The sequence below is a fragment of the Halorussus amylolyticus genome, assembly GCF_004143485.2.
GTDB lineage: Archaea > Halobacteriota > Halobacteria > Halobacteriales > Haladaptataceae > Halorussus > Halorussus amylolyticus.
Genome location: NZ_ML974138.1, coordinates 60,396 through 81,896, shown reverse-complemented (window position 1 = coordinate 81,896; position 21,501 = coordinate 60,396). Strand labels below are relative to the sequence as shown.

23 protein-coding genes are annotated in these 21,501 nt (G+C 66.4%); 10 read left to right on the top strand and 13 right to left on the bottom strand.

All coding sequences use genetic code 11. From position 1 onward, the window contains the following. Positions 1-50 precede the first annotated feature (50 nt). Positions 51-587 carry a hypothetical protein gene (locus EKH81_RS15165; protein ID WP_132058814.1) on the top strand — a complete coding sequence of 179 codons (537 nt, stop codon included), beginning with the start codon at positions 51-53 and terminating at the stop codon, positions 585-587. Between the two features lie 27 nt (positions 588-614). Here EKH81_RS15165 and EKH81_RS15160 read toward each other — a convergent pair whose 3' ends face one another. After that, positions 615-1,058, bottom strand: a complete 444-nt coding sequence (locus EKH81_RS15160) for a hypothetical protein (RefSeq protein WP_132058813.1) — start codon at positions 1,056-1,058, stop codon at positions 615-617. Positions 1,059-1,153: 95 nt separating this feature from the next. On the opposite strand from EKH81_RS15160, the gene EKH81_RS15155 reads away from it, so the two are divergent. Next, on the top strand, positions 1,154-1,549 hold the full coding sequence (locus EKH81_RS15155; protein ID WP_132058812.1) for a CopG family ribbon-helix-helix protein: 396 nt from the start codon (positions 1,154-1,156) through the stop codon (positions 1,547-1,549). Between the two features lie 24 nt (positions 1,550-1,573). On the opposite strand, the gene EKH81_RS15150 is transcribed toward EKH81_RS15155, so the two are convergent. The 5 genes from EKH81_RS15150 to EKH81_RS15130 all read right to left on the bottom strand — a co-directional run bounded on the left by EKH81_RS15150 (position 1,574) and on the right by EKH81_RS15130 (position 7,324). Beyond that, positions 1,574-2,584, bottom strand: coding sequence for a sensor histidine kinase (locus tag EKH81_RS15150; RefSeq protein ID WP_162224644.1), 1,011 nt, complete (start codon positions 2,582-2,584; stop codon positions 1,574-1,576). Between the two features lie 195 nt (positions 2,585-2,779). Further along, positions 2,780-4,246, bottom strand: coding sequence for a DUF7519 family protein (locus EKH81_RS15145; protein ID WP_132058810.1), 1,467 nt, complete (start codon positions 4,244-4,246; stop codon positions 2,780-2,782). Next, a complete protein-coding gene (locus EKH81_RS15140; RefSeq protein ID WP_132058809.1) occupies positions 4,243-5,664 on the bottom strand; it encodes a DUF58 domain-containing protein in 1,422 nt (473 codons plus the stop codon). Before EKH81_RS15140 ends, EKH81_RS15145 begins: the two co-directional genes overlap by 4 nt. Beyond that, entirely contained in the window at positions 5,661-6,296 is a 636-nt protein-coding gene (locus tag EKH81_RS15135; protein WP_132058808.1) for a DUF7269 family protein, read from the bottom strand. The genes EKH81_RS15140 and EKH81_RS15135 overlap by 4 nt, the downstream gene beginning before the upstream one ends. Beyond that, positions 6,293-7,324: a DUF4129 domain-containing protein gene (locus EKH81_RS15130; protein ID WP_132058807.1), complete on the bottom strand. Its 1,032-nt coding sequence runs from the start codon at positions 7,322-7,324 to the stop codon at positions 6,293-6,295. The genes EKH81_RS15135 and EKH81_RS15130 overlap by 4 nt, the downstream gene beginning before the upstream one ends. Before the next feature lie 69 nt (positions 7,325-7,393). On the opposite strand from EKH81_RS15130, the gene EKH81_RS15125 reads away from it, so the two are divergent. Further along, a complete protein-coding gene (locus tag EKH81_RS15125) occupies positions 7,394-8,443 on the top strand; it encodes a M48 family metalloprotease (protein WP_132058806.1) in 1,050 nt (349 codons plus the stop codon). Positions 8,444-8,534: 91 nt separating this feature from the next. Continuing rightward, entirely contained in the window at positions 8,535-9,329 is a 795-nt protein-coding gene (locus EKH81_RS15120) for a nucleoside phosphorylase (protein WP_132058805.1), read from the top strand. A gap of 323 nt (positions 9,330-9,652) precedes the next feature. Here the strand turns inward: EKH81_RS15120 and EKH81_RS15115 are convergent, their stop codons facing one another. The 6 genes from EKH81_RS15115 to EKH81_RS15090 all read right to left on the bottom strand — a co-directional run bounded on the left by EKH81_RS15115 (position 9,653) and on the right by EKH81_RS15090 (position 14,183). Then, a complete protein-coding gene (locus EKH81_RS15115) occupies positions 9,653-10,150 on the bottom strand; it encodes a hypothetical protein (RefSeq protein ID WP_132058803.1) in 498 nt (165 codons plus the stop codon). 10 nt (positions 10,151-10,160) lie between these two features. Continuing rightward, positions 10,161-10,766 (bottom strand): OsmC family protein, encoded by a 606-nt coding sequence (locus tag EKH81_RS15110; RefSeq protein WP_132058802.1) that lies wholly within the window; start codon positions 10,764-10,766, stop codon positions 10,161-10,163. Positions 10,767-10,981: 215 nt separating this feature from the next. Next, positions 10,982-11,155 carry a DUF1059 domain-containing protein gene (locus tag EKH81_RS15105; protein ID WP_132058801.1) on the bottom strand — a complete coding sequence of 58 codons (174 nt, stop codon included), beginning with the start codon at positions 11,153-11,155 and terminating at the stop codon, positions 10,982-10,984. 301 nt (positions 11,156-11,456) lie between these two features. Then, entirely contained in the window at positions 11,457-12,266 is an 810-nt protein-coding gene (locus EKH81_RS15100; protein WP_132058800.1) for a helix-turn-helix transcriptional regulator, read from the bottom strand. A 112-nt stretch (positions 12,267-12,378) separates the two neighbouring features. Further along, positions 12,379-13,029 carry a halocyanin domain-containing protein gene (locus EKH81_RS15095; RefSeq protein ID WP_132058799.1) on the bottom strand — a complete coding sequence of 217 codons (651 nt, stop codon included), beginning with the start codon at positions 13,027-13,029 and terminating at the stop codon, positions 12,379-12,381. Positions 13,030-13,034: 5 nt separating this feature from the next. Then, a complete protein-coding gene (locus EKH81_RS15090; protein WP_132058798.1) occupies positions 13,035-14,183 on the bottom strand; it encodes a multicopper oxidase domain-containing protein in 1,149 nt (382 codons plus the stop codon). Positions 14,184-14,389: 206 nt separating this feature from the next. Here EKH81_RS15090 and EKH81_RS15085 point away from each other — a divergent pair, with 206 nt between their 5' ends. The 6 genes from EKH81_RS15085 to EKH81_RS15060 all read left to right on the top strand — a co-directional run bounded on the left by EKH81_RS15085 (position 14,390) and on the right by EKH81_RS15060 (position 19,843). Continuing rightward, on the top strand, positions 14,390-14,767 hold the full coding sequence (locus EKH81_RS15085) for a winged helix-turn-helix domain-containing protein (RefSeq protein ID WP_132058797.1): 378 nt from the start codon (positions 14,390-14,392) through the stop codon (positions 14,765-14,767). Further along, positions 14,764-15,042 (top strand): DUF7521 family protein, encoded by a 279-nt coding sequence (locus tag EKH81_RS15080; RefSeq protein WP_132058796.1) that lies wholly within the window; start codon positions 14,764-14,766, stop codon positions 15,040-15,042. The genes EKH81_RS15085 and EKH81_RS15080 overlap by 4 nt, the downstream gene beginning before the upstream one ends. A gap of 249 nt (positions 15,043-15,291) precedes the next feature. After that, entirely contained in the window at positions 15,292-17,115 is a 1,824-nt protein-coding gene (locus tag EKH81_RS15075; protein WP_132058795.1) for an ABC transporter substrate-binding protein, read from the top strand. Positions 17,116-17,417: 302 nt separating this feature from the next. Beyond that, on the top strand, positions 17,418-18,194 hold the full coding sequence (locus EKH81_RS15070) for a helix-turn-helix transcriptional regulator (RefSeq protein ID WP_132058794.1): 777 nt from the start codon (positions 17,418-17,420) through the stop codon (positions 18,192-18,194). A gap of 70 nt (positions 18,195-18,264) precedes the next feature. Beyond that, the gene (locus EKH81_RS15065) at positions 18,265-18,711 is read left to right on the top strand and encodes a universal stress protein (RefSeq protein ID WP_132058793.1); all 447 of its coding nucleotides are present in this window, start codon (positions 18,265-18,267) and stop codon (positions 18,709-18,711) included. A gap of 106 nt (positions 18,712-18,817) precedes the next feature. Continuing rightward, positions 18,818-19,843: an enolase-like domain-containing protein gene (locus EKH81_RS15060; RefSeq protein WP_132058792.1), complete on the top strand. Its 1,026-nt coding sequence runs from the start codon at positions 18,818-18,820 to the stop codon at positions 19,841-19,843. A 27-nt stretch (positions 19,844-19,870) separates the two neighbouring features. On the opposite strand, the gene EKH81_RS15055 is transcribed toward EKH81_RS15060, so the two are convergent. Next, positions 19,871-21,340, bottom strand: a complete 1,470-nt coding sequence (locus EKH81_RS15055) for a PAS domain S-box protein (protein WP_132058791.1) — start codon at positions 21,338-21,340, stop codon at positions 19,871-19,873. Positions 21,341-21,501 lie beyond the last annotated feature (161 nt).

The following is a 21,501-nucleotide window of genomic DNA, read 5'->3' as shown; positions in this document are numbered from 1 at the left end:
GAGACGCGACTCGCCAACGCTCCTAAATCCGCACGACCCCTACGTCTCGCATGGTCAACGCCTTCTGGCTCGACCGAGACCCCGACCTGACCGCCCGGTGGCTGGTGGACCGCCACGTCCTCTCGTCGGTGTTCGAGTGTTCGATGGTGTTGACCACCGCGGCCCAGCAGAACGGCTACGCCGAGGACGACCCGGACGCCCGCGACGACCTCTACTTCACCCACCCGAACCACCCGCTCACGCGGTGGGCCGCGGCCCACCGCGGCAACTGGGACGCCCTCCGGGAGTACACCGAGTTCGCCCACGACGAGTGGAAGCGCCGGTGGGACCACCCGCCCGAGAAGGTTCACGGAAGCTGGGAAACGGTCGAGTCGCTGGACTCGGAGGCCGTCGCGGCGCTCGATTGGCCGGGCGAACCGAGCGACCCGCCGCAGGTCACGGGCGGGTGGCACGCCGACGACTACGTGGACGCGTATCGGCTTTATTATGCCAACGAGAAACGCCACCTGTTCGAGTGGTCGGGCGGCCGGAGCGCCCCGCCGTGGATAGACGAGTACGCGCGACCCGAAGCGCCCGCCGGGGAGTAGTCGAGGTCGCGAATCGATTCTCGACCCTCAGTCGTCGGTCGAGGTCGCTCCGATGGGTCGGCGCTCGCGAATCGCCGCGTATCCGGCCGCGACCGCGTACAGACCGACGACGCCGAGACCCGCGCCAGCGAGTGCGCTCTCGGCGGCCGCGATGGTGCCGGTGAACACGGCGACGTACACTTCGAGCGCGCCGACTGCCATCGCCGCGACGAACCACAGTCCGGCGGGAACCGCAACCCGGACGTTCTCGGAGAGGACTGCGCGCGCGTCCTCGGTGGAAAGCGGCTGTGTTTTCGTCGAAAGCGCCACCCCGCGGAGCGTGACGTAGGCCACGGCCATCACGACTCCGGCGGTTCGGACTGGACCTCCGACGTTCTGGAACCCGGCGAACACGGCGAGCAGGTGCCAGAAGAACAGTGTCGCGGCGACGGGAGCGCCTTCGGCGGCCAGTCGTTTCGTCTGGAGGGACATGTCGCCCCCGTCTCGCGCGGGTGTTAAAATGCTTTCACTTCGAGGTCGCGCCGGATTTCGCAACACCCAATCTCCCTCGCAAACCACGAGTCCACATGCGAACGAGTCTCAACGTCCCCGACGACGTGCTCGCGGCGTTCGACGAGACGTGGCGGGCCGAAGGTCTCGACTCGCGCTCGCGGGCGGTCCGGGAGGCCATGCGCGAGTACGTCGAGTCCCACGACGAACTCGAAGCCGCCACGGGCGACGTGACCGCGGTGCTGGCCTACGACTACGAACACGAGGCGGTCATCGGCGACCTCCACGTCGTCCAGCACGAGTTCGGCGACGTGATTACCGCGACGAGTCACGTTCATCAGGGCGAGTGGTGTCTGGAGACCGCGTTCTGTCGGGGTCCGGCCGCGGACGTGCGCGGCTTGGTGTACCGACTCCGGGACTTCGACGCGGTCGCGCGAGTGAAAGTGATGGTGTTGGGAACCGACAGGGAGTGAGTCGCTCGGGACCCCGACTCGCGCTCACCTCGTGATTCCGGCGACGGCGACGCCGAGCGTCTCGACTGCGGTCGGAAATCGAGTCGGGACGAACATCTGGATGGCGGTTCCGCCCGAGTCGCGTTGGGTGATGTCGAACTCGCCGCCCGACGCGGCGACCGTCCAGTAGACGAACCACAGGCCCATCCCGTCGAGGTGTAGCAACTGGTCCTGCTCTTGGTTCAGAATCACTTCCCGGACGTGGTCGGGCACGCCCGGCCCGTCGTCCGTGATTTCGACTTTCGTGAGTAGCGGCGGCCCCGCCGCCGGGTCCACGGTAATCGAGAGTTCGGGGCGCTCCGAATCGCCGTGCTGTATCGCGTTCGCCACGATTTCGCGGATGGCCTCCGGAAACTGACTGTTCACCGTCACCGTTGCGCGGTCAGGTATCTCGGTTCGGACCTCCGCCGCGTCGGTCGGGAGGTCGTCGTCCGAGAGGAGTTCCGGAATCGTTTCGCTCAGGTCCACCCGAACTTCCTCCTCGCTCTCGGTGACGCGCCGAATCTGCTCGGCGGATTCGGTGTATTCGAGGATTTCCTCGCCCGCTCGCTCGATTGCCTCACAGCTCCGTTGCTCGGCGTCTCCGTCGGCGCGTTCGCGTAGCTGCTGGCAGTGTCCGACGACGATGTTGAGGTGGTTTCGGAGATTGTGTCGCAACACGCGGTGGAGGACGCTGAGTTCCTCTCGCTGTCGCTTGAGTCGGTCGTTGCGCGCCTCCACGGTGGCCCGACTCCGCCGGGTCAACAAGTAGATGAAGCCGCCGGTCAGCAGAACCTCGGCGAAGCCTTTGAGCACTTGGAGCGTGCTGAGAAGCGGCTCCGCGAACAGCGCGACCATGACGATGTCGGAAACCGCGAGCGCGCTGAAACCGAAAATCAAGTAGATGACGGTGGCACGGAGCGGCGTGAACTCCCACTCCCAGACGAGTCGCTTCGCGTGGAACCACCAGCGACTGTTCACTCGCTGGCGGTCGCTCCGCGTCCCGGACAGTGACATATCCGATTTTAGAATACTGTGTTCAATAACGTTTGCGTTTACACCCATTAAATCTGAAAACGTAATTCAAATCTGGTAAATAATTTTGAAATTCATTTTATCGCCTAATTTTATTTGATATGGTTGATTCCGTCCTTCTCGACGCATCACGGCGGTTTCGGGGCGCGAGGAGACCGGATTTCGACGACTGGCGGGCTACTCCCGGCCGAGCAACACCACGAAGCACAGCACCGCCACCAGCGACAGCACGACCGCCAACCGCGCCCGCCACGCCGGAACCGAAATCGTCGCCGACCCCATCACGAACGCGGTCAGGAGCGCGAGCGCCACGCCGCCCGCGGCGACCAGCAGGCTCCCGACCGCGTGGGTCGCCTCGCCCGCTCGCGTCTCGGCGACTCGGCCGATTTGGGTGCCGAGTTCGACCCCGTTGGTTCCCACGTCGAGGACGACGAGCGCGCCCGCGACCCCGACGAACACCGCGAGCGCCGACGCGCCGCCGTCCGAAGCGACGAGCGCGGCGACGACGAGCGCGCTCGACGCCACCGCGAACCCGGTTGCCGCCGAGTCGGCGACCCACGGTTGGACCGCATGGCCGACGACCGTCCCGCCCGCCGCGACCGCCAACAGCGCCACCGCGACTGTTCCCGAGATTGTGGCGGTCGCTCCGAGCGACTCGAACGCGAGGGCCCAGCTCGGTCCCGCGGCCGCGCCGAGCGCGTCCGCGAGCGGCGACACCGCGACGACCGCCGCCACCGCGAGCATCACCAGTCCGCCGGTCGCGTGAGCGAGCGCGCGCGGCGGGTCGCGCCCGGCCCAGACGACGCACGCCATCTGAACCCCCCGGCCGACCAGCACCGCGACGAGCGCGGCCAGAATCCCGGCGAACAGGCCGTGGAGAACGCCCGAGCGCAGGGCGAACCGAATCGCGGTTCCGAACACCGACAGCGACCCGAGGAAGGCGTCGAACCACCGCGGTCCCCACGCGGTCAGCGCCAGCACGAGCTGAAACACGAAGAACAGCCAGTAGCCTCGGGACACGTCCTCGATTCGGTAGCCGAATCTGTCGAGGGTCTTCGCCCGGAGGTCGCGGTCCTCGGGGAGCCAGTCGTCGAGTATCGGGACGACCCAGTAGACGAGTTCGAAGACGAGCAGAATCTCGATTTGGAGGACGACCAGTCGAACGAGGTCGTTCTGCGTGGCTGCGCTCACGAGTCCGCCGATTGCGACCCGGCCGAACGCCGCGAACGCGCCGACCGAGACGCCGAGCGCGAGTCCGCCCCCGACCACGAGGACGCTCGCCGAGCGCCACACCGTGCTCCCGAGCGGGTCCACCAGGTCCGAATCGACAGCGGCGGCCGCGTTGACCGCGGCCGCCGCGACCGCGACGCCGGCGAGGACCGCCACGAGTCCGGCTTCGAACCCGGCCACGCCCGCGAACGCGAGCGCGCCGGTGACGACGCCGACGCTCCCGACCGCCCGGCGGGCGTTCGCCTCCGACTGGAACGCCCGGACGCCGAGCGCGGCGACGACGCCGCCGCCGACGCTCGCCGCGGTCGCAGCGGTCGCTCCGTCTGCGATTCCGAGCGCGAGTCCCGCGAGCGCCGCGACCAGCACCGCGAGCGTCCCGCCGAAGGGAGTGGCCCGTCGCTCCGGGGCGCTCACTTCGACCACCTCGTGGTGGCGGCCGACACCGCGACCCGAATCGGGTCGTCGGGCGACCAGTCGATGACTCTGACCTCGCCCGCCCTCACCTCGGCGATGCGCTCGTTTCGCTCGATTCGCTCGACCGCGCCGCCGGGCGTGTCGGTGCCGGTCACGTCGGGCGAGACGACCGTAATCGCGTGACCGTAGGCTCGGAACCGCTTGGCCACGTCCACGGCCTGCTCGTCGGCCAGCGGCGAGAGGAACAGTACTTGCGCCGAGTCGGGGAGTCGCTTCCGGAGCGTGTCGAATCGCGACTCGTTGGCGCGCTCACGGCGGCTCTCGGTGAACAGGCCGACGCCACGGTCGTCCGGCGGCGCCGTCGATTCGAGTTCGGCCCGGATGCGGGCGGCCTGCTCGTCGCCGCCGCCCGGTCTGAGATACCGTTCGGAGGGACCGAAGCGCGCGAGACCGACCCGGTCGTTCCGGCGCAGGAGCGCGGCCGCGAGTCGCTCGGCGGCGTACTCGCTCAGCGCCACCGCGTCGGGTTCGCCGTCCCGGCGGGCGACGTGGGCGGCCGTCCGGGCGTCCACGACGACTACGACGGTCGCCGCCCGGGTCTCGCGGAACTCGACGGTCGTGAGTTCCCTCGTGCGCGCGAACCGCTTCCAGTCGATTCGGCTCATAGGGTCCGAGGGCTGGAACTCGCGGGTGGCGTAGAACTCCACGCCCTCACCGCCCGAATCGGTCGTGATGTGGCCCGGATACGACGAGGTCTCGGCCGGGAGCGGGAAGTCCTCGGCGCGGGTCTCGCACGTAATCGACCCCGCGACCCGGCGCTCGAATCTGCGCTCGGCGGTCCCGCTGATGGACCGCGCGACGAGCGTCGTCGGCCCGAACTCGTGAGCGCCGCGTCTGGCCCGGACCACGTACGAGAACCGCTCGCTCTCGTCGGGTCGGAGGCTGGTGGCGTGACGCGGCGACCCCGAAACGACTTCGAGGCGGTCGGGAACGCCGTCCACGATTCGGAGGTCGGGAACGGCGCTGTCGCCGTCGTTCCGGACTGTGAGGGTGATTTCGACCTCACGGCTCGGGAGCGGCGAACGGTCGTCGATGTCTCGCTCGACAGACACCTCGGGGTCGGGAACGCGGGTCGCGTAGCGGTAGGCCGCGTACGCGAAGCCGACGGTTCCGGCGAGGAACGTCGTCGTGTTGCCGGTGAGGAGTCCGACCGCGCCCGCGAGGAGCGCCACCGTGACGCCGGGGTCCCACTCGGCTCCCGGGGTGAAGACGCGCCCCTCGGAGTCGTCGGAGTCGTCCGTGTCGTCGCGCCCCGAATCGTCGGCGTCGTCGTCGTCCGAATCCGACACGTCGTTCGGGTACGGATGGTGGCCGCCGAAGGCAGCCACCGAACCGAAGTCTACTATCTCGCCGCTCATCGCCGACCCCCCTCGGCTATCGCTTCGACTTCCTCGACCGCGTGGGTCGCCCACCGTTCGAACCGCTGGCCGCTGGCCCAGTCGCGGATTCGAACCCGGAGCGGCGCGTGTCTCGCACCGCCGAGGAACGCCGCGGCGCGCGGGTCGTCTGTCCACGTCCCGGCGTCGATTCGGTCGGCGGCGTTCGCTCGACTGCAGTTCTCCTCGGCCGCGATAACGGCGATTGCGGTCTCGCGGATTCGACCCGTGGCGCTCGTGCGCCGGGTGTCTCGGTTCTCGATGTCCGCGTCCTCGCCGAACACCGAGTCCACCGCGTCCCCCACGGTTCGGTGTTCGTCGTAGTGTGCGCGCTCGGGAACCACGGTCGGGAGCCACAGGTCCTCGCGCTCCTCGTCGGCGGTCGCGTCGCGTCTGAGCGCGAGCATCGCGAGCGCGCCCGCGACCAGTCCGAACAGCACGACCATCGCCGGTCCCGCGAGCAACTCCGAGAGCGGCCGGAACGCTGATTCGGGGAACAGTTGCGGGAGGGCGACGACACCGAACGCGAGGGCAAGCGCCCCGGCCCCGATTCCGACGAGGCTTCGGTCGCGCCGGAGGTGCGCGACCGCCCGCCCGGCCAGTCGCGGAATCATTCGTCGCCCTCCCAGAATCGCCGGAGGCGGTCGAGTGCCGACCGCGCGACGGGCGTGCGATTCGACCGCGAGAGGCCGCCGTACCGGACCTCCCGGAAGGCGTCGGTCAGCCGTCGAACCGCGTCGTCGGGGTAGCCCCGGTCGATTGCGGCCCGAGCGACTTCCTCGGGGGTGCGGGCCTTCCGGTTTCGGACGCGGACGCGTTCGGACATGGCCTGCCACGCGTCCTCGACCGAGGGTGGCCCGGTCTCCTCGGGTTCGGAGTCGGGCGTCGGGGCGGAGCCACCCGAGCCGCTTTCTCGGCCGCGTCCGCCGAAACTCGGGAGGCTGACCGACCCGCCGATTCCCGAGAGCAGGCTGGCTCCGGCCCCGAGACCGGCGAACGCTCGCGGAATCGCGGCGAACGTCGTCCCGAGGCCCTGCGCGCCAGTCACCGTCGAGAGGCCGCCGCCGACCTCGCGCGCGAGGCTGGCGGCGTCGTCGAGCAGGCGCGGGACCGACGCCGACAGTCCGACGACGAATCCCATCGTCCGCGACGGGATGGTGCCGACGAGCGACCCGACCGGCCTCCCGCCCACCGTGACGGTGAACGGGAGTCCCCCGGTGCTCGTTTCGGCGAGACCGAGGACGCCCGACCAGAAGCCGAGAGCCACGACGGCGGTTGCGAGACCGGTGAGCACGGCGAACACGCCCGAGAGGTCCGGGCCGCCGCCGTCGGTGTTCGAACTCGTGGCGGTCGTCGTCTCCTCCTCGGTGGTCGTTTCGGTCGTGGTCGTTTCGGCCGTGGTCGAGTCCGTCGTCTCGTCGGTCGTCTCCTCGACAGTCGTCTCCGTCGGGGTGTTCGAATCGGGCGAGTCGGTCGGCGGGTCGGAGGCCGCTCCGCCGTCCGCTGGCGCGTCGGGGCCTCCGCCGGTCCCGACCCCGGAGGGGTAGGTGCCGAACCCGCCCGCGGGGAAGAGGGCGGCGGCGAGGGCGACCGCGAACACGCAGAGGGCGGCGAGGGCGGCGCGACGGCGTTCGTGTGCCACTACGAGAATGATAAACCTTTCATCAAATATATCTTCCCTCTCTCCGTAGCACGAAACGCCCCCCGCGCTATGACCAGCAACACCGACCTGACTCGGCGCGTCGCCGCCACGCTCGCGCTCGTGCTCGTCGCAGACGCCCTCCTCGTCGCCGTCGTCGCGTACCTCCTCGCGCCGTGGGTCGTCCCGTTCGTCGGGACCGACCCCGGCGTCGTCGGGTGGGCGGCGCTCGTCGTCCCGGCCACGGCCGCGCTCGCGTGGGCGCAACTCGAATACGCCCGCCGCGAGACGCTCGCCGCGGCGGGCGCTCGCACCGTCTCCGACTCGGAGTATCCCGACCTCTCGGCGCGTCTCCGCAGACTCTCGCAGGCCGCCGGCGTTCGGACGCCCGCGCTCGCGATTGCCGACACCGAAGTGCCCAACAGCCTCACGGTCGGCGGGCCGCGGAGCGCCACCGTCGTCGTCTCGACCGGCCTGCTCGACGCGCTCTCCGAGGACGAACTCGACGCGGTGCTGGCCCACGAACTCGCTCACCTCCGAAATCGGGACGCTACAGTCATGACGCTTGCCACCTTCCTCCCCGCGCTGGCGAGCGAGGAGTCCTCGCTCGCCAGCGCGTTCGGGGGTTCGGCCGCCCGCCGTCTCGCGCTGGGTGTCGCCGCAGTCGTGGGCTACGCCGCCAGCACGTCGCTCGTTTCGGCCCCGCCGTTCAGCCTCGAATCGCTCCTCGCGTTCGGCGGCTTCGCCGCCTTCACGCTCGTCTTCGGCGGGGTCGCGCTCGGCCTGCTCGCGACCCCGGTCGTCGTTCTGAGCGGCCGCCTCTCGCGCTATCGGGAGTTCGGGGCCGACCGCGCCGGGGCGGTCCTGTCGGGCGACCCCGCCGCGATGGCGTCCGCGCTCGAAACGCTCGACGACGAGACGGCCGACCGCCCCGAGACTGACTTCCGGGCCGCCGGGGTTCGAGAGCTGTGTTTCCTCCCGCACGGAATCGGCGGCGACGAGACGAACTCCGACGACCCGCTCGCGGACCTGCCCCTCGACGTGGCGACCCACCCGCCGACCGAGGAGCGAATCGCTCGGCTCCGGGAGCTTCAGGCGGAGGGTAGCGACGTGTACGAGTGACTCTGAGACGATTCGACCGATGTCTGAGTCTTGATACCACCTCTCTCGCCTGGGCAAAACATTTTACCTCGCTATCTGAACTCTCACTTGAATGCCGTTTCCGAACCTCCCCGAAAAGCGCGACTCGGAGCCGATTATCACGCCCGAGCGACACGCAGAGTACAGGCGCGAGGAGGCCGATTCCGAAGACCAGGCCCTACCGGACGCGGTCGTCATCTGCTACAGTCGAAAGCTGATGGACTACTTCATCGAGACCTACGACGGCCGCGAGGTGGACCTCTACTACGGCACGCTCTACGTCTTCGAAGACTCGGGGTACGCGGTCGGCGTGCTCGGCCACTTCGGCATCGGCGCGCCCACGACCGCGATGCTGATGGACGAGCTCATCGCCGACGGCGTCGAGAGCTTCCTCTCCATCGGGTTCGCGGGATGTCTCCAAGAGTCGGTCGAGATGGGGGAGTTCATCGTCTGCGAGAATGCCATCCGCGACGAGGGCACGTCACACCACTACGTCGAATCCGAAAAGTACGTCCGCGCCAGCGAGTCGCTCGTCGCCGACGTGACCCGGACACTGGACGAGCGCGACGAGCGGTTTCACGTCGGCTCCTCGTGGACGACCGACGCCATCTATCAGGAGACGGTTCGAGAGGTCGAAACGTACGCGAACGAGGGCGTTCTCACCGTCGAGATGGAGGCCGCGGCGGTGTTCGCGGTCGCTGCCCACCGCGGGGCGGACGCGGCCGCGATGTTCGTGATAAGCGACTACCTCGGACTCTCCGACTGGGAGCCGAAGTTCCATCTGACGACCGAGGACATGCGGCGGCTCGGCGACACCGCGAAGGAGATTCTCGAACTCCGAGTGAGGGAGTCCGCCGGTATCGAGTGAGACGGGTGCGCCGTTCAAAAGAACGGGAGAGCGAGCGCGGCGAGACCGACTGCGATGGTGGTTCCGGCGAACGTTCGACTGTCGGCCATGCGAAAACGTACTCAGAATTATATTAAAGGTCCTCGCTATCTTGCCGCCGCGCCGAGAACGCCGACCGCACACTTCGTACCCCGATCAGTCCCCAAAACACGAAAACGGCGGTTCCTCCGATAGCCACGAGAGATACGAAAACGCGATAGAGGTACTCCAGCAGGTGCATCTCCGCACCGTGACCGCCGTGCAAGACGACAAGCGATAGCGGAATCACGGAAAATCGACCACCGCTACGACGCTCGCATTCCCCGGTACGACAGCACGACGCCGACTACGAACGCGACCGTCGCCACGTAGATGGGTCCGAGGTGGGTGACCCAGTTGTGGGTGAACGCGTCCGCGGTGTAGTGCATCGGCAACGCGAGCGCCAAGCCGACGACGGCGGCGACGACCGCGGTCGCCCACGCCCACGTGAGTCGCTGGCGCACCCCGAACCACGAGAGCGCGGTGACCGCGATTCCCGTCGAGATGATGAACGCCGCGGTCGCGACGTGCAGGTGGCTGATGTAGTACGCCACTGTCGGGTCGAGTTCGGCTCTCGTCAGTCCGCCGAGGGTGCTCACACCGATTTCGAAGCCGCTTCCCACGAAGTTCATCGCGAGGAACACGACTCCGTAGCCGATGAATCCGACGCCCGCGAGCGCCATCAGCGCCGAACCGTTTCGGAGCTTCGTTTCGCTCTCTATCTGTTCGTTCCGCTCGTCCGCGACCGACTGTTCTACTCCCATCGTGTTCTCCTCAGTCGTCGGCGTTCGCCGGGGCGAGCGCGTTGATACTCATCTCCACGTCCTGGCCGAGCGAGACGAGCGTGTAGACGGGTGCGCGCCGCGCCCACTCGTCGATTTGGTCCTCGTCGGCGTCCTCGCACTCGATTTCGACTTCGGCGGTCAGATTCTCGAACACCGACTCGGCCGCGCCGAGGTCTTCGAGACCGAACAGGACGCCGGGGTCGCAGTCGGTTCGGACGCGCGTCTGGAGTCGCTCGATATCGACGCCGTTCGCCACCGCGTTGATGGTGATGCCGACGTTGATGCACGAGGCGAGCGCCGAGAGCGCGACTTCTATCGGCTCCATTCGGTCGGTCGCGCCGACCCACCCCGCCGTGCCCAACACTTCCTTCCATCCGCCGTACGGAATCGTGTACTCGCGGGTCTCGCGCTCTATCGTCTCGTCGCCGAGCGTGTACGAGTCCATCTGCGCGAGGCTGTGGGCGCACGTCCCCTCGTAGGTCGAGCGCGCCCCGAGTCCGAGCTGTACTGCGTCCGGATTTTCGGTCGCGAATTCGGCGAACGCTTCGAGGTCGCCGAGCTCCACGCCGTGGCTGATTTGTGGTTCGTTCGTCATGGTTCTGTTTCACCATTCCGCAGGAGGGATTCGAGCGCGAAGCGTAGGTAGCTATTTGGTGCGGTTTCTCCAGTCGGTGCCGTCCGCGCAGCGGCTGGAACGCGGTCATCGACTGCAACCGGGTCCCGGTTGCAGTCGATGACGTACCTGAGTGAACCCCCGTCGCAACCGCTCTCGAACGCTGACCGGACGGCAAAAATCGAAGGTAAGCCCCGTCAGACGACTTGGAGGTGCTCCGCCCGGAGTTCCTCGGCCGTGACGTCCTGACCGTGGACTTCCTTCATGTGTTTCGTGGCCAGTTCGACCGCTTCCGATTCGTCTTCCGATTGGACGATGAATCGGCACTCTGCCGACACCGATTCGCAATCGAGTTTGTGCGCTTGCGCCATGAGTACTCCTCGCCTTTCGGCGTGAGACGTGACGATTCCGAGGGGTAGATAGCTATCTGGTGACGGTTCGGCAGTCACTGCCGCCCGTGCAGTCGGTGGAAGGCGACCGCGTCCGGATACGAGAGACGGTCCGGAAACGAGAGGCAGTCCAGATACGAGAGACGGTCCGGAAACGAGAGGCAGTCCAGATACGAGAAACCGTCCAGATACGGGAAACCGTCCGCTATTCGACTCACCGAGTAGTGCGGGTTCGCTCCGAACGGAGCGAACCCGCACTCCGTCTCGTCCCGGAGTCGGCTACTCATTCCGCCGCCGGTTCGAGCGCGAGCGGTCGTGCCTCGCGTCGGTATGACTCGTAGGTCGATTTCGCCCACTCGCGCACCCTCGGGTCGTCCGAGTCGATGAACGCGCGCACCGTCCCGGTGTCGCGTTCGTAACAGCAGATTCCCACTCGGTGGTCGAAGATGCTGATTCCGTACGGCGGCAGGTCGTCGTGGAGTTTAACCGTGAGATTGTCGCTTTCGAGCGGTTCGGCGCAGTGGTCCGAGTACGCCGAGAGGACGTATCTGGCCACGCTCGGCGGGTCGATTATCTCGGCTCGCATGCCGTCGATGATTTGCTCGCGGAACTCGTCCTTGCAGGGTTCGAGCAAGGCGATATCGACGCCGACGAACCGGAACCGCTCGGTCGCCCGGAGCAGGGAGACGAATCGGTTCACCGGTCGGTACGGGTCGTCGGCCTCGGCGGTCGTCACGACCGCGTCGGCGCACATGTCGATGGTGAACCCGGTCTCCTCGTCCGGGAGCCAGTGCCACACGTCCCGGAGCTTTCGCTCGGTTTCGACCCGTTCGAGGAGGTCCTCCATCGCGTCTGCGACGAACGCGCCCGACTGAGTCGCCTCGTACCGGTATCCGCACTTTCGAATCCAGTTTCGCTCCTCGAACTCCGAGAGCGTTCGTCGAATCGTGGACGACGAAACCCCGGTCAGCTCCCAGAGTTCCGACCGACTCCGCGGGCGCTCGGTCAGCGCGACGAGCGTCGGAACGCGATGGTCGGACCGCACGAGGTACCCGATGTCGTCTACCGGCGACTTCGTGGTACTCGATATCATGGTATATCTACTCACGGAAACCGTATAGATGTTCTGTCCGATGGGAGGACAGTTGGCCAAAACGAGGTGTACGCCGCTCGAAGCCGGAGAAATCGACCTATCGACTCCGGTTCTACTCCGTGGGGAGTTCAGGTCGGTGGGCGTCGGTCGCCGGTTCCTCGCTACCGCGGCCGAACAGGAACGCCGCGAACGCGATGGGCGAGAGGATCCCGAGCAGGACGCTCCCGCCGACCGCGGCGAGTCCGGGCGAGATTTCGGTCCCCGACCACCCGCCCGACGCGGCCGCCCCGACTTCTGTGTCACCGACGACGAGCGCGCCCTTCATGCCCATCGACTCGTGGGGCACGCAGACGTACCGGAACACGCCCTCCTCGTCGGCGGTGTACTCGAAGGTGTGGCCCTCTTCGTCGGTCATCTCGCTCTCGAACGCGCCGTCTTTTGTCGCGACGTTGTGGCTCCCGCCTACACCGGTCCACTCCCAGACGACCGTGGTTCCGGGGTCGATGCGGACCGCCGCCGGACCGAACGCGAACCCGCCGCCGTTGCCCTGCGCGCCGACCTCGATTGTCACCTCGTCCTCGCCGGTCATGTCCTCAACGCCGTCGTAGTTCTCCACGCCGTCGAACCACGCGTCGAGGTCGGTCTCGGACTGGGCCGCAGCCGGGGTCGCGGCCGCGCTCGCTCCAACCGCCGTCGCTGTGGCGGCCGCGGTCGCCGTGGCCGTGCCCCTGAGGAAGTCGCGCCGGGTGGTGGAGTCTCTCATCGGAATCACCCCTCGTAGCCCGCGTACTCCATCAGGTCGGCGAAGATGTCGCTGTCCATCACCGACTCGTAGACGAGTCCCGTGAGCATCCCGCCGGGGTAGCTCCGGCCGTTCATGACGTGGTTGACCTTGTGGCAGTGCATCAGGTAGATTCCGGGGTCGGCGTCGGCCTCGAACTCGATGGTGTGGCGCTCGGCGGGCGCGATGTTGGTCACGTCCTCCTCGTGTCTCGCGCCCTCGGGAATCGTCCCGCCGTCTTTCGCAATCACCTGGAAGCGGTGATTGTGGATGTGCATCGGGTGGGACATGTAGCCGCCGTTGACGAGGTGGAGGCGAACCGTGTCGCCCTCTTGGACGATGATGGGCGACCCGTCCTCGGGGTGGAGGGTTCGGGGCGCGCTCTTGCCGTTGACGGTGAACACGTCGGGGTGGCGGTCGCGCGGATTGTAGTTCACGTCCTCGCCCGCCATCTGTCGCGGAAGCCGTGAGTCCCAGTCCTTGAACGTGAGGAAGTGCTCCTTGTCGGCCTCTTCGTAGCCCTTCGGGTCCACGCGGAAGATGCCGTACATCCCCATGTCTATGTGTCGGTGGGTTTGGAAGTGACAATGGTAGACGTGTGTCCCGGGCGTGTTGGCCGGAATCTGGTAGGTGTGGCTCTCGCCGGGATTTACCGTGATTCCCGTGGTCGTCGGCACGCCGTCGTTCTCCCACGTCTTCCGGACGCCGTGGAAGTGGACGGTGTGGGCGCGCGCGCCCTCGGAGTTGTCGAACGTCACTTCCATGTCCTCGCCCTCGGTGGTCCGGAGGATGGGTCCGGGAACGCTCGGTTCGCCGTCCTCGGTCTTGAACGCCCACACCTGCGGGAGTTCGACCGGGCCGCCCATCGACTCGCCGGGATGAACGTCGTGGCGTGCGGGCGTGGACTGGAGCGTGACCTTCCCGCCCTGCTCGTCCACGTTCACGATTTCGGGGGGACTCGTGGTCGGGAGCGAGTCGTCGTCGCTCTGCATCGCCTCTTGATTGGTGGTCTGTGCCCGTTGGTCGGGGGCGCTCGGGGCCGTACAGCCAGCGGCGGTCGCGAGTCCGCCAGCGCCCGTCGCTTTCAGAAAGTCGCGCCGAGATGGTCCGTTTCCGGGTGCGCCGAAAGTGGTCATGGTACATTCGGTGATTTACACCCTCTATATAAAGGACGAGAAGCTGATTCCCGGCCGGTGAAAACGAGAGCGAACATGTTCGGTGCGGTCCGAGTCAGGCGAAACTCCAGGTCGAGGTGGTCCGACCCCGGCGCGGTCCGGGCGACCCGCCCGGACCGCGCGCAGGTCGAACGAATTATGTATGGTGTGGGGTAAGAGTTGGACGGATGGTACGAGACCCGGTCAGAGTGGAGGACGCACCCGACCTCCAAGCGGTCCTCGGCGCGCTCGACGACCCCGACTGCCGGGCCATCGTCAAACGACTGGACGAACCCATGACCGCGAGCGAACTCTCGGACGCGACCGACATCCCGCTCTCGACGGTGTACCGGAAACTCGACTTGCTGAGCGATGCGTCCCTGCTCCGGGAACTCACCGAGGTCCGGAGCGACGGCCACCACACGACGCGCTACGACCTCGACTTCGAGGAGGTTCGACTCGCCATCACGGAGGCCCGCGAGTTCGAAGTCGGGGTCTCGCGGCCCTCCCGGTCGGCCGAGGAGCGCCTCGCGGACATGTGGTCGGAGGTGCGAAAACAGACATGACTCACGACATCACCACGCTCGTCGTCGCGTTGAAGACCATCACGCTGCTACTCGGCGGTCTCATCACCTACTTCGCGTTCAAGGCCTACCGCCGGACCGGGTCGCCCGCCCTCCGGGCGCTCTCGCTCGGCTTCGCGGTCGTCACGCTCGGCGCGTTTCTGGCGGGTATCGCCGACCAGGCCACAGGAATCGACCGAAGCTTCGTGCTGGTCATCGAGAGCGGCCTGACCGCGCTCGGCTTCGCAGTCATCACGTACAGTCTGTACGTGGACTGAATCACGCTCCGTTCCCCGCACTCGGAAACCCCTCGGCGCGGCGACCACCGACTGCAAGCCCTAATCACAGCGGCGTATTCTCGATTTCGCCGCGCTCGAACCGCTCGCTCGTCCGTTCACGGCCCGAACGCCTTTCTATTCGAAACTGTTACCTAAAACACACGACACCGTCGTCTAGTTTTACCAATAACTACAAACCACATTATAAATAATTAGATACATATATCTCTCCGTCGTCGTTTCATCGGGATGTCAGAGAAATCCAACATGTCTCGCCGTCGCTTCCTCGAAGCGACCGGCGGGGCGGCATCGGCTGTAGCGCTCACGGGTACCGCGGTCGGACAGGACACGACCGAGGGCGGAAACGAAACTGCTGGGGACGGTCAGGAGACCACCACCGGTCAAGCGGGGGGTGGGGACGGCGGCACGCTGAATCTGGTCAACAGCACGATGACCACGCTCGACCCGATAGAGGCGACCGACACCGCGTCGGGCGTCGTGATTCAGCAGTTGTTCGACGCGCTGATGAACTATCCGTTCGGCGAGGTCGAGGTCGAGACGCTTCTCGCCGCCGACTACGAGGCGTCCGACGACTTCACGACGTACACGTTCACGCTCAAGGAGGGCGCGTCGTATCACAACGGCGACGAAGTGACCGCACAGGACTTCGTGTACGCGTGGGAACGCCTCGCGGCCTCGGAGAATTCGAGCAGGGCGTACTTCATCCTCGAATCCATCGGCATTCAGCACGAGACCGACGACGAGGGGACCTATCAGCCCGGTACGATGGCGGTCGAGGCGACTGACGACTACACCCTCGAAATGACGCTCGCCGAACCGTTCCACGCCACGCTCCCGATGCTGGCGTACACGTCGTTCGCCGCCGTTCCCGAGGGGTTCGTCGGCGACATCGAGGGCTACGACGGCGAGGTGAGCCAAGACGAGTTCGCCACCGAGAACCCGATGGGGTCGGGACCGTTCGCGTTCGAGAGTTGGTCCACCAACGACGAGGCATCGGTCACGCGATTCGACGACTACCACGGGCAGGTCGCGAACGTAGAGCGCATCCACTGGAACATCGTGGAGGACGCCAACGCCCGGTGGACGTACATCACGAACCAGAACGCCGACTACTTCCCGATTCCGACGCAGTTCTACGACCCGAACCTCCTCAGCGTCGAGAACACCGACGACTCGGGCCGCCAGACCGGAACTTACGGTCCGGTCGACCGGGCGGGCGGCGAGACGCTCGGTTACATCGGCGTGCCGACCATCAACGCGTTCTACGTCGGCTTCAACACCGATTCGGTCGAGAAGCCCGCGCGGCAGGCCGCGGCCTACGCGATGAATCAACAGGACGTTCTCGAACAGATTTTCAAGGGTCGGGGCGAACCAGCCTACCACTTCACGCCGCCGAGCATCTACCCCGGCGGGGCGGAGGCCTACCAGCAGCACGCCGAGGAGAACTACCCGTACGGCTTCAACGAGACCCAACTCGACCAGGCCCGACAGGTGATGCAGGACGCCGGGTACGGCGAGAACGAGCGCTACTCGTTCACCATGACGGTGTACGAGTCGTCGGACACGTGGCGCGACGTGGCCGTCCTCCTGCGCGACCAGCTCGCGTCGGCGTTCATCGACATGAACGTCGAGAGCGCGCCGTTCTCGACCCTGCTCGAACGCGGTCGAAACGGGAATCTGCAGGCGTACTCGCTCGGGTGGGTCATGGACTGGCCCGCGCCCGACAACTTCCTGCAGTTGCTGAACCCGCCACAGACCGACACGTCGCAGGACGCGCCCATCTCGTACACGAACTGGGCGGACACCGAGGCGGCGAGTCAGGCCGAGCAGGCGTGGCAGACAGTCCAAGACAACTCCGCGCCGACCGACGAGGCCGAACAGGCGCGTAACGAGGCCTACGTCCAAATCGAGGAAGCCAACTGGGAGGACGTGACGTTCCTGCCGACCTACCACGAGATAGACGAGCGGTTCTGGTACGACTACGTGAATCCGCCGGAGTTCGGCGCGGCGGGTCCGAGTCGCCAGATGTTCAACACGACCGAAGTGGACTAATCCGGCCGGGGAGCGATTCGACTCCCGGACTCTCGATTTTGTTGGTCTCGAAGCAGAATCGCGGGGACGGGCGGCCGGGCGACGGGTGGGGGAGAGAGACTCCCCGGGTACACGACAACGGTATCGCGTGCGTCAGAGGCACACAGCTGGTTCGCACCAGCGCGTGACGGTTGTGCCCCGGTGGCCTTTATCTCATCCTCTGAGCGACTAACTCGAAAGTTAGTAAGGGATATAAATCCTTTTCGCCACATTAAGTCAGACGTATCTGTAAATTCTTATGTAATCGGTCGGTAGCGTTTTCCATGTCCCCCGAGTCCGCCGACCTCCAGAAGTGTCTTCGAAATCGAAGCCACTTCCTCCGGCACCTTCGTTGCCCGGCCGAGAAGTGCGAACTCGCTCGCGACCTCTGCGAATCGCGCTCGACTATCGACCGTGCGCTCCGCGAACTCGAACGCGCCGGATTCGTCGCGCGCGGCGACGACGGCTATCGAACGACGCTCGCGGGCGAACTCGCGCTCACCGAGTACGACCGCCACGCCGAGCGTCTCGACGGTCTCGCCGAGTTTCGGGAGGCGCTCGCGCGTCTGTCGCCCGACGCGGCGCTCGACGCCGCGGTGTTCGCGGACGCCGACGCCTCGTTCCCGAGTCGTCACTCGCCCCACGAACCGGTTGAAGCGCTCGCGTCGTTTCTCGCGGACGCCGACCACGCGCGGGCGTTCGCGTCGGCCATCATCCCGCGGTACGTCGATATCTACCGCGAGCGCATCGCGGACGGCGGGATGACCGCCGACCTCGTGCTCTCGGAGGCGGTGGTCGAGTGGCTTCTCACCCACCGGAAGTCCGACCTGTCCGCGCTCGTCGAGTGCGAGTCGGTCTCGGCGTCTCGAACTGCCAGCGAACGACCGTTCGGTCTCGTCGTGACCGGCCGCGAGGAGTCCCGCCGGGTTGGCGTCATGCTCTACGACGACGGCACGCTCCTCGGGTTCGTCAGTAACGACTCGCACGCTGCGCTCGCGTGGGCCGACGACACGTTCGAACGGATTTCGGCCGGGGCCACGCCGCTTTGCCGCGATTCGTGAGCCTGCTCGCGAGACGCCTTTTCAGTCGTCTAACCGGATTCTTTATCTGGCTCTCGTGTCATGGCAGGGTATGGACAGAGCACTTGCAGTCGTCGATGCCGAAGAATCAACGAAAGCCCTCGTCCGAGAGGCGGGCGAACTCGCCGGGGCGGTCGACGCCGAACTCGTCTTGCTCCACGTCACCACCAACAAGGAGTACGAGGACAAGCGTCAGATGATGGCGGAGATTCCCGACGACCGCGTCCGCTACTCCGCGAGCCAAGCGGTCGACGGCGCGAAGCAGTTCGCCGAGGACATCGGCCGCGAAGTCCTCGACGGCATCGACGTCGATTACGAGTCGGTCGGCGCGGTCGGCGACGAGCAGAACAAAATCCTCGAAACCGCAGAGAACCACGACTGCGACCACCTGTTCATCGCCGGTGAGAAGCGCTCGCCTACCGGAAAGGCGCTGTTCGGCGACCTCACCCAATCTATCATCCTCAACTTCGACGGGCCGGTGACGGTCGTCACCGAGTAGCGGTTCGACACGTCGCTTCGATTTTTCGCCGCTCGAAAGCCGATAGCTCTCGCTTCGCAGACACGACACGCCAACGACTTTCTCGGTGGCGCTCCACATACATTCTATGAGTCTCTACGACCGACTCGCCGACCTCTCAGTTTCCATCGACTCGGTGACGTTCGAGCGCCGCGAGCGCGAGACCTCGAAGTTCACCCGCGCGACCACCGTGGTTTCGCTCTCGGGCGACGGCGAGACCGGCCGGGGCGAGGACGTGACCTACGACGCCGACCTCCACCCGATTCCCGACAGCTTCGACCTCGCGGGCGAGTACACGCTCGACGAATTTTCGAGCGCGGTCGGCGACCGCGACCTGTTTCCCGACGCCGACCCCGAACGAGAGGCGTTCCGCCACTATCGGCGATGGGGATTCGAGAGCGCCGCGCTCGACCTCGCGCTCCGGCAGGCCGACACCCATCTCGGCGCGGCACTCGACCGCAGGTACGACCCGGTCGAGTTCGTCGTAAGTCCGCCGCTCGGCGACCCGCCGAGCGTCGAGGCGCTCGACCGCTTCCGGGAGCGAACCCCGGACCTCGAATTCAAACTCGACGCCGACGAGGCGTGGTCGGCGGACTTCGTCGCCGACCTCGCGGGGAGGGGCGTGCGCGTGGTCGATTTCAAAGCTCACTACGAGGACAGCGACGTGGCGGGGAGCGACGACGCCGACCTCTACCGCCGGGTCGCCGAGGGACTCCCCGACGCGATTCTCGAAGACCCCGCGTGGACTGACGAAACGAGCGCCCGACTCCGGACCGTCCACGACCGCGTCTCGTGGGACTACCCCATCACCGACCTCGAAAGCGTCCTCGACCTCCCGTTCGAACCCCTGTGGCTCAACGTCAAGCCGTCGCGGTTCGGGTCGGTCGCGTCGCTGCTCGAAGTCGTCGAACACTGCGAGGCCCGCGACATCCGGATGTATGGCGGCGGGCAGTTCGAACTCGACGTGGGCCGCAGACAGATTCAGTTGTTCGCGTCGCTGTTCTACCCGGACTCACCGAACGACGTTGCCCCCTCGGGCTACAACGACCCCGACCCGGCCGACGACCTCCCGGCGAGTCCGTTGGCTATCTCCGACGTGCGCGGTTTCAGATAGCGACTCGACCGGCCCGCGAGCACCCCGTTACGCGACCGTGATGTCGAAGCGCGCGCCGCCCGCCTCGTTCTCGCCGACCGATACTTCCCAGTCGTGGGCCTCGACGATGCCCTTGACGATGGAGAGACCGAGACCCGACCCGTTCTCGGCGGTGGTGTGACCGTGTTCGAACACCTTCTCGCGCTCGGCTTCGGGGATTCCGGGGCCGTCGTCGGCGATGTAGAAACCGTCGCCGGACCTGCCGACCGAGACGGTCACGTCGCCGTCGCTGTGCTCGACCGAGTTTCGGAACAGATTTTCGAACAGCTCCTGAAGGCGGCCGTCGTCGGCCTCGATGCTCCCGAGGTCGCCGTCCACGCGTAGCGCCGACCCACCGGTCGAGACCGTCGCCCACGACCGTCGGACGACCGATTCGAGGTCCGTCGGCTCGGTGTCGCTCACGTCTTGGCCCTGTCGGGCCAGCGTCAGCAGGTCTCCGATGAGCGACTCCATCCGGTCGAGCGCGGCGTCGGTCTTCTCGAAGTGGCGGTCCTCGCCCGTTTCGTGTGCGAGTTCGAGGTGGCCCTGTGCGACGTTGAGGGGGTTTCGGAGGTCGTGGGACACCACGCTGGCGAACTCTTTCAGTCGCTCGTTCTGGCGTTCGACCTTTCGCTTGCGCTTGCGGCGCTTCGTCACGTCCCGCGCGGAGCCGAGATGCGCGACCTCGCCGTCGTACGAGATGACCTGCACGCTCATCTCCACGTACCGGACGTTGCCCTCCTTCGTCCGGATGCGGAGTTCGTAGTGGGGGGTCTTGCCCTGGGCTTCTCTCCGCTCGATGAGGTTCCGGGCCCGGTCGCGGTCGTCCTCGTGGACCACGTCCCACACCGGCATCCCGACGAGTTCCTCGCGGCTGTAGCCGGTGAGGTCGGCGGTCCGGTCGTTGACGAACTGGAAGCGGTCGCCGCCGTGAATGAAAATCGCGTCGTGGCTCCCTTCGACGAGCGTCCGGTACTTCTCCTCGCTCTCTCGGAGCGCCGATTGGGAGTCGATGCGCGAGATGACTTCGGTGACGTGGGACATCAGGAGTTCGGCGAGTTCGAGGTCCTCCTCGTCGAACGCGTGGGCCTCGCGCGACCCGGCCTGAAACACGCCGTAATCCGCGAGCGGGACGCTGAGAATCGAGCGATACTGCTCCTGGACGGGTTCGGCCTCGTCCATCGTCCGCACGTCCGCGATGACGAACGACTCGCCGTTCTGAAACGTGCGACCGGCGAGGCCCTCGTCCACTTCGAGCGCGTCGTACCCGTCGTTCGGCATCTCGGTCGAAGTCGCCTTCGGGACGAGATAGCCGCCCTCCGCGATGTCGATACCGCAGATGTCGAACTCCAGGATACCCTCTGCGGCGTCCACACCGAGGCGGTACACCTCGTCTCTGGAGTGACACGCTTCCATCTCGGACGCGACTCCGTGTAGCTCCTCTATCTTTCGCTTTTCTTCACGTAGCTGGTCGTTCATGGCCTCGTGTTCGTTTCGTTCCCGACGACGTCGCCCGCCGCCACTCTCTGTTGTGATTAATCGCTGTGTACCCTAAAAATATGTTTCTCCATCGTCGCGGTAGATTCGTTGGCGGGAGGCTCGACTCGCGTGTCGTGCGTCTCGAACCGACTCTCCTCCCA

Bases quoted from the DNA above. Each gene is read 5' to 3' on its own strand.
- EKH81_RS15165 (WP_132058814.1), top strand. From the start codon at position 51: ATGGTCAACGCCTTCTGGCTCGACCGAGACCCCGACCTGACCGCCCGG.
- EKH81_RS15160 (WP_132058813.1), bottom strand. From the start codon at position 1,058: ATGTCCCTCCAGACGAAACGACTGGCCGCCGAAGGCGCTCCCGTCGCC.
- EKH81_RS15155 (WP_132058812.1), top strand. From the start codon at position 1,154: ATGCGAACGAGTCTCAACGTCCCCGACGACGTGCTCGCGGCGTTCGAC.
- EKH81_RS15150 (WP_162224644.1), bottom strand. From the start codon at position 2,584: ATGTCACTGTCCGGGACGCGGAGCGACCGCCAGCGAGTGAACAGTCGC.
- EKH81_RS15140 (WP_132058809.1), bottom strand. From the start codon at position 5,664: ATGAGCGGCGAGATAGTAGACTTCGGTTCGGTGGCTGCCTTCGGCGGC.
- EKH81_RS15135 (WP_132058808.1), bottom strand. From the start codon at position 6,296: ATGATTCCGCGACTGGCCGGGCGGGCGGTCGCGCACCTCCGGCGCGAC.
- EKH81_RS15125 (WP_132058806.1), top strand. From the start codon at position 7,394: ATGACCAGCAACACCGACCTGACTCGGCGCGTCGCCGCCACGCTCGCG.
- EKH81_RS15120 (WP_132058805.1), top strand. From the start codon at position 8,535: ATGCCGTTTCCGAACCTCCCCGAAAAGCGCGACTCGGAGCCGATTATC.
- EKH81_RS15115 (WP_132058803.1), bottom strand. From the start codon at position 10,150: ATGGGAGTAGAACAGTCGGTCGCGGACGAGCGGAACGAACAGATAGAG.
- EKH81_RS15110 (WP_132058802.1), bottom strand. From the start codon at position 10,766: ATGACGAACGAACCACAAATCAGCCACGGCGTGGAGCTCGGCGACCTC.
- EKH81_RS15105 (WP_132058801.1), bottom strand. From the start codon at position 11,155: ATGGCGCAAGCGCACAAACTCGATTGCGAATCGGTGTCGGCAGAGTGC.
- EKH81_RS15100 (WP_132058800.1), bottom strand. From the start codon at position 12,266: ATGATATCGAGTACCACGAAGTCGCCGGTAGACGACATCGGGTACCTC.
- EKH81_RS15095 (WP_132058799.1), bottom strand. From the start codon at position 13,029: ATGAGAGACTCCACCACCCGGCGCGACTTCCTCAGGGGCACGGCCACG.
- EKH81_RS15090 (WP_132058798.1), bottom strand. From the start codon at position 14,183: ATGACCACTTTCGGCGCACCCGGAAACGGACCATCTCGGCGCGACTTT.
- EKH81_RS15085 (WP_132058797.1), top strand. From the start codon at position 14,390: ATGGTACGAGACCCGGTCAGAGTGGAGGACGCACCCGACCTCCAAGCG.
- EKH81_RS15080 (WP_132058796.1), top strand. From the start codon at position 14,764: ATGACTCACGACATCACCACGCTCGTCGTCGCGTTGAAGACCATCACG.
- EKH81_RS15075 (WP_132058795.1), top strand. From the start codon at position 15,292: ATGTCAGAGAAATCCAACATGTCTCGCCGTCGCTTCCTCGAAGCGACC.
- EKH81_RS15070 (WP_132058794.1), top strand. From the start codon at position 17,418: ATGTCCCCCGAGTCCGCCGACCTCCAGAAGTGTCTTCGAAATCGAAGC.
- EKH81_RS15065 (WP_132058793.1), top strand. From the start codon at position 18,265: ATGGACAGAGCACTTGCAGTCGTCGATGCCGAAGAATCAACGAAAGCC.
- EKH81_RS15060 (WP_132058792.1), top strand. From the start codon at position 18,818: ATGAGTCTCTACGACCGACTCGCCGACCTCTCAGTTTCCATCGACTCG.
- EKH81_RS15055 (WP_132058791.1), bottom strand. From the start codon at position 21,340: ATGAACGACCAGCTACGTGAAGAAAAGCGAAAGATAGAGGAGCTACAC.